Genomic DNA, 9,403 nt, shown 5'->3' on the forward strand with positions numbered 1-9,403 from the left:
TCTTCGCAAAGGGTCAGAAGAAGGCCAGACCAGGTCTGGCAACTGAAATCGTCAAGCGATCCGATGCGGCCAAAGGCTTCGAGTTGTTGCCACGCCGATGGGTTGTCGAGCGAACCTTCGCATGGCTCGGACGATGCCGTAGACTGGCCAAGGACCTCGAAAACCTGTCAAGAAATGCGCTTGCCTTCCTCAAATTAGCCTCCATCCGCCTCATGCTGCGAAGGCTATGTTCAAAATGAGAAAGTGTTCGGACGGACTCTTAGGGTTGCTGATTGATAAAGGTAACATCTTGCATTTGGCGCTCCGCTTTACGGCGGCGCGGGTGGATGCGGCAATAGGACAAGAAATGTTTCCAACACCTGCCTGCAAACAGGGAATACGCCCCCTCGTTGATTGCCGGGTATTCTTCCAGACTGGGTCGGAGCGGCAGGCCGAAAAGATCGATGCCGGGGCGATGCCCTCACATGGTGTCGGTTTCGAAGCGCCCGGATGCCCCGGCAAACGCCTCGAGCAGATCGTCTTCCGTCACGTCCGCCATGGGTTTGTGGATCGAGATCTGGAGGGTTTCCACGCCTTGCATCACGAGGATGACGGTTTCCCGTGGAGGGCAGCCGGGCACATGGCAGGCGAGTTCGCTGACCGAAACAACCACATCGTCGGCCAGTGCGAGAATGCCACGCGTCAAGGACTTGAGCGCACGGGCGCTGTCGACGATCGAGGATCCCCGTCTCGCCAGCGGGTTGATGAAGGGTTCCCTCATGCCGCGCCATGCCTGGTCTTTGCCGGGCGTGGCGCCAGCACGTCGAACAGATCCCGGATCGGTTTTAAAGGCATGTCCTGTCCGATCAGGACCACGCGGCTCCTGTGATCCTCATCCGGCCAGCGCTCCAGCCGCTGCAGCGGATAGAGCCTGTGTTGTACCGCATGCGCGACGAGCGGACGCTCCAGATCGTCGGTCAGGGCAAAGAGACCCTTCAACCGGAGGAGGCCTGAGCCGACATTCGTCGTCACGATGTGGAGAAACATATCCACCGCCTGCGGCGAGAGCGGCACGTCATGGGTCAGGCTGAGCGTCTCGATCCCGTCGCCATGCCGATTGAGATCGTGGACGTGGTCCGGATGCTGCATCAGCCTCTCCATCGCCAGCCAGCCGGGCACGTCTTCAGCCTTGCCGGAAATTGTGTATTCCCCTTGGCCGAACAGGGTTGCCAGTTCAAAACCAGGCCGGTGACGATCGTGATAGCGTGCTGCCGGATTGAGCACTCTGAGTTCGCTCGCCCAGTCATGGCTGTCGAGAACCACATCTGTCTTGGTCAGCACGACATCGTCCGCGAAGGCGAGCTGTTTCCAGCCTTCCATGAAGCTGTTGAGGGTTTCGCGGCCGCTCAACACATCAAAGGTTGTCACAACACGGGCGAGATGAAAATGCCGCGCGACCACATGATCGCGCAGCCCAATTGCAGGTGCTCCACCGGGGATGATGCTGTTGATGATCGGCGCCGGATCGGCCAGCCCTGTCGTCTCGATGACGACCCGCGATACAGACGGAATATCGCCGCGCAGGCGTGCGTCGTGCAGCTCCGAGAGCGCGCTTCTGATGTCGCTGGTTGCCGTGCAGCAGATACAGCCGGTCGTGGTCCGGAAATAGGTCTCCGATCCGGTTCGGACCAGATCATGATCGATGGGAACCGTGCCGAACTCGTTGATGATCACGGCGGTACCCGCCATGCGCGGCTCGGCAAGAATGTCATTGAGCAAGGTCGTCTTGCCGGAACCCAGAAATCCGGTCAGCAGTGTCACCGGCACCGGGTCGTAAAGACGCCTCATGGCGGTTCCTCCGAGCTTTTGCGCGTGAAGCTGCGCCATTTGAACAGTCAGCCGATCCTTCAGGAGCCCGCATTCCGTTGTTTTTCAGGGGGAGCTTGCCCGGTTGCCTCACCGGGCAAGCCAATCCATCAGCCGCCGACGATGGCTGATCTGATGGTGTCCACATTGTAGCGGAACATGTCGATATAGGTGGGTGCAGGGCCATCCGTCCCGGAGAGCGCATCGGAGTAGAGCGTGCCGCCGACCTCAAGGCCCGTTTCCTGGGCGATCTGTTCGACCAGACGCGGATTGGTGATGTTCTCGACAAAGATCGCCGATGCCTTGTCTTCCTTCACCTGATCCACAAGCTTTGCGACATCGGCAGCCGATGCTTCGGCCTCCGTCGAAATACCTTCAGGGGCGATGAACTTGACGCCATAATCACGGGCGAAATAACCGAATGCATCATGCGAGGTGATGATCGTCCGCTGTTCCGCCGGAATGGAATCGATGGCCGCCTTCACCTCCGTTTCCAACGCGCCGAGCTTGACCAGATAGGCCTCGGAATTGGCCGTGTAGGTGGCGCACCCCGCCTTGTCCGCTTCGCAGAAGGCGTTGGCGATATTCTTCACATAGATTTCGGCATTGTGGATCGACTGCCAAGCGTGCGGGTCGAACCCGCCGTGATTGTGGCCGGCTTCGGCTTCCGCCGCGGCATCGTGATCATGGCTGTCAGCAGCCTCCGCTTTCGCCTCGCCGTCGTGGTGTTGCTCTTCTTCGGCACTGTTGAGCGGTTCGACGCCCTTGCTGACCTCCACGACTGCAGCTTTTGTGCCGCTCGTCTCGATCAGGCGCGACATGAAGCCTTCAAACTGAAGGCCATTGACGAGCACCACATCGGCGCCTTCGAGCGAAACCGCATCCGCCGGTCGCGGCTGGTAGACATGGGCATCACCATCGGGGCCGACGAGCGTCGAGATCGCGACCCGATCGCCACCGACATTCTTTGCGAAATCGGCGATGATCGAAAAACTTGCGACGACATTCAGCTCAGCCGCGGACGCACTGGATGCGAGACCGCAGAGGGCAAGCAGGCTGGTATAGGTGGCGAAGCGTAAAGTCCGGAACATGGAAGTCTCCTTTATTTGTCGGGCGGGGTTTGTCAGGCTGTCTTGTGGCGACCGGAAACGAAGAGGTTGGCAAGCACGCCGCGTCGGCCCACGAGAGCGGAAAAGAGGTAGAAGGCGCCGGCAATGCAGATGATCGCCGGGCCGGAAGGCATGGAGGCGTGATAGGAAAGAAGAAGGCCGCAGACCGAAGACGCCATCGCGATGGCGACGGCGATCAGACACAGGCTGCGCACGTCATTCGACCAGAAACGTGCGCCGGCGGCCGGCAACATCATCAGCCCGACGGACAGAAGCGTGCCGAGCGCCTGGAATCCGCCGACAAGATTGAGAACGACCAGAACGAGGAACAACAGATGCACCGGCCCGCCGATCCGGCTCACCGAGCGCAGGAACAGCGGATCGAGGCATTCGGCCACCAGCCCACGCCAGAAAAGCAGGAGGACGATGTAGGTGGTCAGGGCAACTCCGACGATCAGCCCCAGAGCCGCGTCATTGAGGGCCAGCACCGATCCAAACAACACGTGCATCAGATCAACGCTCGATCCCCGCCAGGATACGATCAGCACGCCAATCGCCAGTGAAATGAGATAGAAGGCGGCCATGGAGGCATCCTCCTTTTGCACCGTGAACCGGGACACAAGTCCGGAGCCGAGCGCCACCAGAAGCCCGATCAGAAGACCGCCAATGGTCATCGGAATGATCTCGAGACCGAAGAACAGGAAGCCGAGTGCGGCCCCCGGAAGGATCGCGTGCGACATCGCATCTCCGGTCAGGCTCATGCGTCGCAGCATGAGAAAGACACCCACCGGCGCGCAGGAGATGGACAGGATCAGCGAACCGAGGAGCGCGCGCTGCATGAAGCCATAGTGCAGGAAGGGTCCGAACAGATACTCAAACATGCGCGGCCACCGCCTGCTCCCGCTTGTCGATGATCGGGTGGCAATGCCCGTGACCGTCGGGCGCCAGTCGCTCCTCGCACCAGCCGGATCGCTCGTCCCAGGCCTCCTGAAATCCCCTCGCCCGCATGAGATTTGCCGCCGTCATGACATCGGGGGTCGGCCCCCAGCTCACCAGTTTACGCGCCAGCAACAGGGTTTGGGGAAAGTGCTCGCGCACCAGCACATGGTCGTGCAGCACGCAGAGCACCGTCCGCCCTTCGGCAGTCCAGCCTTTGACGAGCATCACCAGGTCGGCGATCGTGCGGGCATCGACGGCGTTGAAGGGCTCGTCCAGGAGGATCAGATCGGCATCCTGCAGCATGGTGCGGGCAAACAAAGCGCGCTGCATCTGCCCGCCGGAGAGGCTATCGAGCGGCCGTTTCTCAAAGCCTTCCAGTCCGACGGCGCCGAGGCATTTTGTCAGCTCTGCCCGATCCTGAAGGGTGATCCGCCCGAGCAGACCGCGCCTTTGCCAGAAGCCGAGCGCAACAAGATCGATCACGCGCGCCGGGAAGGTTCGGTCGAGTTCGGATTGCTGCGGCAGATAGGCCAGTCTGTTGATGTGCGCCGCGCAGCTGCCGCTGATCGGCTTCAATATGCCGGCAATGCCCTTGAGCAGGGTCGACTTGCCCGATCCGTTTGCACCCGCGATGGCGGTCAGGGAGCCACGCGCAACAGATCCGCTCAGATGATGAACAGCCGCGTGACCCTGGTAGCCAAGCGTGAAATTCTGGAACTCAAGACAAAAATCGTTCATCGCGTCCTCGGGGATTGACAGCGACTGCATAGGTAATGTTATTACGCTCGTCAACAGAAATGTAACGGTATAACATTCAGATATCGTCGAATACCGTGCGCTAATATGGAGAGAGCCCATGTCGCAACCAAAGACTGAACCGACCCCGGTTACCGTGTTGACGGGCTATCTAGGCGCCGGAAAAACCACGCTGCTCAACCGGATCCTGACGGAGCCACACGGCAAGAAATTCGCCGTAATCGTCAACGAGTTCGGCGAGGTCGGGATCGACAACGATCTGATCGTCGAAGCCGACGAAGATGTGTTCGAGATGAACAATGGCTGCATCTGCTGCACGGTGCGCGGCGACCTGATCCGCATCATCGAAGGCTTGATGCGTCGTCCCGGCCGCTTCGACGGCATCCTGATCGAGACGACGGGCCTCGCCGATCCTGCGCCGGTCGCACAAACCTTCTTCGTCGATGAAGACGTTCGCGCCAAGACCCGACTGGATTCGATCATCACCGTTGTCGACGGCAAGCATCTGCTGGCTGAAATCGACCGCGCCCACGAAGCGCAGGAACAGCTCGCCTTCGCCGATACGATCATCCTCAACAAGATCGACCTCGTCGACGCGGCGGAGATCGCATCGGTCGAAGCCCGAATCCGGCGGATCAACCCGACCGCCAGCATCATCCGGTCGCAGCGTTGCGACATCGATATCGCCGGCCTTCTGGATCGCAAGGCGTTCGACCTCGATCGCATTCTCGAGGTCGAGCCGGGCTTTCTGGAAGAGGAGCATGCGCACGAGCATGACGACCACATCACGAGTTTTTCGCTGGTCGAACGCCAGCCAATGGATGCCGGCAAATTTCTAGACTGGCTGCAAGCGACGGTTCAGGCCTTCGGCACGGATATGCTGCGCATGAAGGGGATCATTTCCTTTGCCAACGATGACGACCGTTTTGTTGTCCAGGCTGTGCACATGCTGCTGGAAGGCGATCACCAGCGGCCATGGAAGGACAATGAGGACCGGCTTACCCGACTGGTCTTCATCGGTCGCGATCTCCCCAGAGACATTATCAGCGACGGCTTTTCGAGATGCCGCGCGGTCCGGCAGGCTGCCGAATAAGCGCGCGCCGAACACCCTGAAGTCTAAACACAAGGAAGGATCCCGATGGGACTGTCTCTCACCCGAAACCGCTTGTTCGCTGCTGTGGCAGCGTGCGGATTGATTGTGGCACCTGGCGCTTTCGCGGAAGAAGATCATGCGCCCAAAGAGGCGTGGCGCCTCTTTATTGCTGACCATACGAACCCCGTGGTGCGCGTCATCGACTTCGCAGATGGCAAGCAGCTCGGCCAATACGACATCAAGGGCTACGCAGCGCTGACTGCAAGCGCCTCTGGCCAGACCGTGTTTGCCGGCCAGACGGAAGCCGATATCATTCACGTCATCAAGACTGGCATCAATGTCTCGGATCATGGTGAGCACCGCGATCTCGACGTTTCCGATCCGGCACTCTTGCCTGTGACCTTCGAAGGCAGGCGCCCCGGCCATGTCGTGCCGCATGATGACCACGTCATCCTGTTCTACGATCGTGCCGACAAGGCAGAGATCGTCGATGAAGCCGGGATACTTGAAGGAAAACCGGAAAAACGGTCTGTCGACACCGTCAAGCCTCACCACGGCGTGGCTGTCTCGATGGGCCGGTACATCCTCGTCTCCGCTCCGAACACGGACATCGAAACGAAGGCGGACGAACTGCCGCCCCGCGTCGGTCTTCGGGTGGTCGATGAGAGCAACAAGCAGGTCGGCGATCTCGCTACATGCACGGACCTTCATGGTGAAGCCACCTCAGCCCGCCTCGTCGCCTTCGGCTGCAAGGAAGGCGTTCTGATTGCGCGCCCGGGCGGTCTCGATGGCCCGAAGTTTGAAATGCTGCCCTATCCGTCCGATTTCCCCAAGGGCTATACCGGCACGCTGCTCGGCGGCAAGGCCATGCAGTTCTTTCTCGGAAACTACGGTGAAGACAAGGTGGTGCTGATCGACCCAGACAGTGAAAATCACTTCAAACTGATTGATCTGCCGACGCGCCGCGTCGACTTCCAGCTGGATCCGGCGGAGCCGCGCAATGCCTACATCCTCACCGAAGACGGCGACCTGCATGTTCTCGACGTCATCAAGGGTGAGATCGTCCGCAAGGGCAAGGTGACCGAGCCCTACAGCAAGGATGGCCATTGGCGCGACCCACGCCCGCGCCTTGCCGTGGCCGATGGCCAGATTGCCATCACCGATCCGCGCCATTCCCTCGTTCGGGTTGTCGATGCGGGCACTTTGAAAGAAACGCGCACCATCGCGGTGGAGGGCCAGCCGTTTTCGATCGTCGCAGTCGGCGGCTCGGGAGCTTCGCACTGATACGATGACGCTATGTCCGGACGTGCCGCGTCAGGTCCGGGCGGACACGCAGACTATCCTCCCGCGGAGATGATCATGTTGCACGCAGCCCATTCCGACGATCTGAAACTGACGCGAAACCAGAGCCTTGTGCTTTCGGTGCTGCAATCATCCGATCAACCACTGAGCGCCTACGGCATCCTTGATCGCCTGCGGGGTGACGGCCTGAAGGCGCCGCTTCAGGTCTATCGCGCCTTGGAGAAACTGCTTGAAGCTGGCCGTATCCATCGGCTGGAAAGCAAAAATGCCTTCGTTGTCTGCTGTCATTCCAGACACGGGCAGATCCACCCGCGGATCACCGCATTCGAAATCTGCGAGGCCTGCGGCAAGGTCAACGAGTTCCACAATACGGAAATCGAGGATGCACTCACCAGACACGCCAGAAGCAGCGGCTTCAAGGTCCGGTCCAGCACCATCGAGATCCATGGTCTCTGCGCCGGCTGTCATTGAGCCCCTGATCATCCCACAGCCGTCGACAGGCCTGGCATTACCAGTGCGCGTAATATCAAATCATAAATAAGGACTCGCAGCATGAAGAAGCTCCCTGTCACCGTCCTCTCGGGCTTCCTCGGCGCCGGCAAGACGACCCTGCTCAACCACATTCTGAGCAATCGCGACGGCATGCGTGTGGCGCTCATCGTCAACGATATGAGCGAGGTCAATATCGACGCGGCGCTCGTGCGCGACGGCGGCGCCAACCTGTCGCGCACCCAGGAGCAACTGGTCGAGATGACCAATGGCTGCATCTGTTGCACGCTGCGCGACGACCTCTTGCAGGAGGTGCGCGCATTGGCCGAGCAGGACCGCTTCGACTACCTGCTGATCGAATCGACCGGCATTGCCGAGCCGCTGCCCGTGGCGGCAACCTTCGACTTCCGCGACGACAATGGCCAGAGCCTTGCCGATGTCTCCAGGCTTGACACCATGGTGACGGTGGTGGACTGCGCCAATCTGCTCAAGGACTATAGTTCCTCGGACTTCCTGGCAGACCGCGGCGAAACGGCAGGCGAAGGAGACAGCCGCACGCTCGTCGATCTCCTGGTCGAACAGATCGAGTTCGCCGATGTTGTGATCCTCAACAAGGTCAGCTCCGCAACGGCACAGCAGCGCGATGCAGCGCGCAAGATCATCGTCGGCCTGAACCCGGATGCCAAGCTGATCGAAGCCGATTTCGGCAAGGTCGAGCTGAAAGAGGTGCTGGGGACCGGTCGCTTCGACTTTGCCCAGGCCGAGACGCACCCCCTCTGGTATAAGGAATTGCACGGCTTCAAGGATCACATCCCCGAAACGGAAGAATACGGCATCCGTTCCTTCGTCTACCGCGCCAGGCAGCCGCTCGATCCCATGAAGTTTCAGTCCTTTATCGACAGGTCCTGGCCGGGCGTGGTTCGTGCCAAGGGCTTCTTCTGGCTGGCGACGCGGCCCCATCATGTCGGCGAGATCAGCCAGGCAGGCGCGCTTGTGCGAACCAGCAAGATGGGTCTCTGGTGGGCATCCGTGCCAAAAGATCAATGGCCGCAGGATCCAGGTTTCCTTGCCACGATGAAGCTTTTTCTCGACCCGGTCTGGGGCGATCGCCGCCAGGAAATCGTCTTCATCGGCGCCGATCCGATGGACGAGGCAAAAGTCCGCGCGGAATTGGATGACTGCCTGATCGACAGCCCGGCCTTCGCACCCGACCTCTGGCGCAACCTGCCCGACCCCTTCGCAAGCTGGGATCGCAAGGCATCATAGATGCTGGCACTGAACCGGCTGCCGCCCTGACAGAATAGAGTTTTGCTGTCGGGGTGTGCGTTAAAATGGCTTGCACAGGACCAAGGCGTCCCCCCGCGGCCATGCCGGCCGTGTCTCGAACCCTCCCCTGTGCGCCGCCTCCAGCCACAAACCTCCATCCATGACAGGGGATCGGCCCTGTGGCACGGTTCACCCCCTTCAAAAGGCGGCCCGCCGCAAAGATGCGGCTGTCGCTGTGCACAGGATCGCCAGGACCACATCTCAACTGCTTTGCCCGGAAATGGCGCGCTCTGTTCCAGAAAGATCTGCCATGGCAGGATGCCAGGTCTCGATGAAAGGGCGCTGCAAGACCAGCTTGCACGGTCCTTCTGGCGTCGGAACTTGGTATATGTGCAACAGCCGATGAAGCGCAGGGCGCCCCGCCCGTGCGCGCCATCCAAAAGAGATGAATCCGGCTTTGAACGCGCAGCCGAGGGGCGGGCTTCGGACGTCAAGATCCAGATTGAGATGCCTGACCTCTGACGCAGGCCTCCATGATGTTTGACCGTTCGTCTCTTCATGGGGCGCGTGTCCATTCGGAGTAATTTTCGAAGGCTCGCGCAAT

Annotated in this window: 10 protein-coding genes; 5 read left to right on the top strand and 5 right to left on the bottom strand. The window is 60.3% G+C overall.

Annotated features, from left to right (window positions below; genetic code table 11):
* Nucleotides 1-239: transposase (locus AX760_RS24920; protein WP_139276435.1), on the top strand; the 239-nt coding region annotated here is incomplete at its 5' end.
* A 221-nt stretch (nucleotides 240-460) separates the two neighbouring features.
* On the opposite strand, the gene AX760_RS24925 is transcribed toward AX760_RS24920, so the two are convergent.
* The 5 genes from AX760_RS24925 to aztA all read right to left on the bottom strand — a co-directional run bounded on the left by AX760_RS24925 (nucleotide 461) and on the right by aztA (nucleotide 4,631).
* Nucleotides 461-760 (bottom strand): hypothetical protein, encoded by a 300-nt coding sequence (locus AX760_RS24925; RefSeq protein ID WP_071835719.1) that lies wholly within the window; start codon nucleotides 758-760, stop codon nucleotides 461-463.
* A complete protein-coding gene (locus AX760_RS24930; RefSeq protein ID WP_071835720.1) occupies nucleotides 757-1,827 on the bottom strand; it encodes a CobW family GTP-binding protein in 1,071 nt (356 codons plus the stop codon). Before AX760_RS24930 ends, AX760_RS24925 begins: the two co-directional genes overlap by 4 nt.
* Nucleotides 1,828-1,955: 128 nt before the next feature.
* Complete coding sequence (aztC, locus tag AX760_RS24935) at nucleotides 1,956-2,936, bottom strand: zinc ABC transporter substrate-binding protein AztC (protein ID WP_071835721.1); 981 nt, start codon at nucleotides 2,934-2,936, stop codon at nucleotides 1,956-1,958.
* Nucleotides 2,937-2,968: 32 nt separating this feature from the next.
* On the bottom strand, nucleotides 2,969-3,835 hold the full coding sequence (aztB, locus tag AX760_RS24940) for a zinc ABC transporter permease AztB (RefSeq protein WP_071835722.1): 867 nt from the start codon (nucleotides 3,833-3,835) through the stop codon (nucleotides 2,969-2,971).
* Nucleotides 3,828-4,631: a zinc ABC transporter ATP-binding protein AztA gene (gene aztA / locus AX760_RS24945; RefSeq protein ID WP_071835727.1), complete on the bottom strand. Its 804-nt coding sequence runs from the start codon at nucleotides 4,629-4,631 to the stop codon at nucleotides 3,828-3,830. The genes aztB and aztA overlap by 8 nt, the downstream gene beginning before the upstream one ends.
* Before the next feature lie 118 nt (nucleotides 4,632-4,749).
* Between aztA and AX760_RS24950 the strand changes: the two genes are divergently transcribed.
* The 4 genes from AX760_RS24950 (at nucleotide 4,750) to AX760_RS24965 (ending at nucleotide 8,799) form a co-directional block, all read left to right on the top strand.
* Nucleotides 4,750-5,742: a CobW family GTP-binding protein gene (locus AX760_RS24950; protein WP_071835723.1), complete on the top strand. Its 993-nt coding sequence runs from the start codon at nucleotides 4,750-4,752 to the stop codon at nucleotides 5,740-5,742.
* Nucleotides 5,743-5,787: 45 nt separating this feature from the next.
* Complete coding sequence (gene aztD / locus AX760_RS24955; protein ID WP_071835724.1) at nucleotides 5,788-7,026, top strand: zinc metallochaperone AztD; 1,239 nt, start codon at nucleotides 5,788-5,790, stop codon at nucleotides 7,024-7,026.
* 75 nt (nucleotides 7,027-7,101) lie between these two features.
* Entirely contained in the window at nucleotides 7,102-7,515 is a 414-nt protein-coding gene (locus AX760_RS24960) for a Fur family transcriptional regulator (RefSeq protein WP_071835725.1), read from the top strand.
* 81 nt (nucleotides 7,516-7,596) lie between these two features.
* Nucleotides 7,597-8,799, top strand: a complete 1,203-nt coding sequence (locus tag AX760_RS24965; protein WP_071835726.1) for a GTP-binding protein — start codon at nucleotides 7,597-7,599, stop codon at nucleotides 8,797-8,799.
* Nucleotides 8,800-9,403: the final 604 nt, after the last annotated feature.

This window comes from Pararhizobium antarcticum (genome assembly GCF_001885585.1).
Lineage (GTDB): Bacteria > Pseudomonadota > Alphaproteobacteria > Rhizobiales > Rhizobiaceae > Pararhizobium > Pararhizobium antarcticum.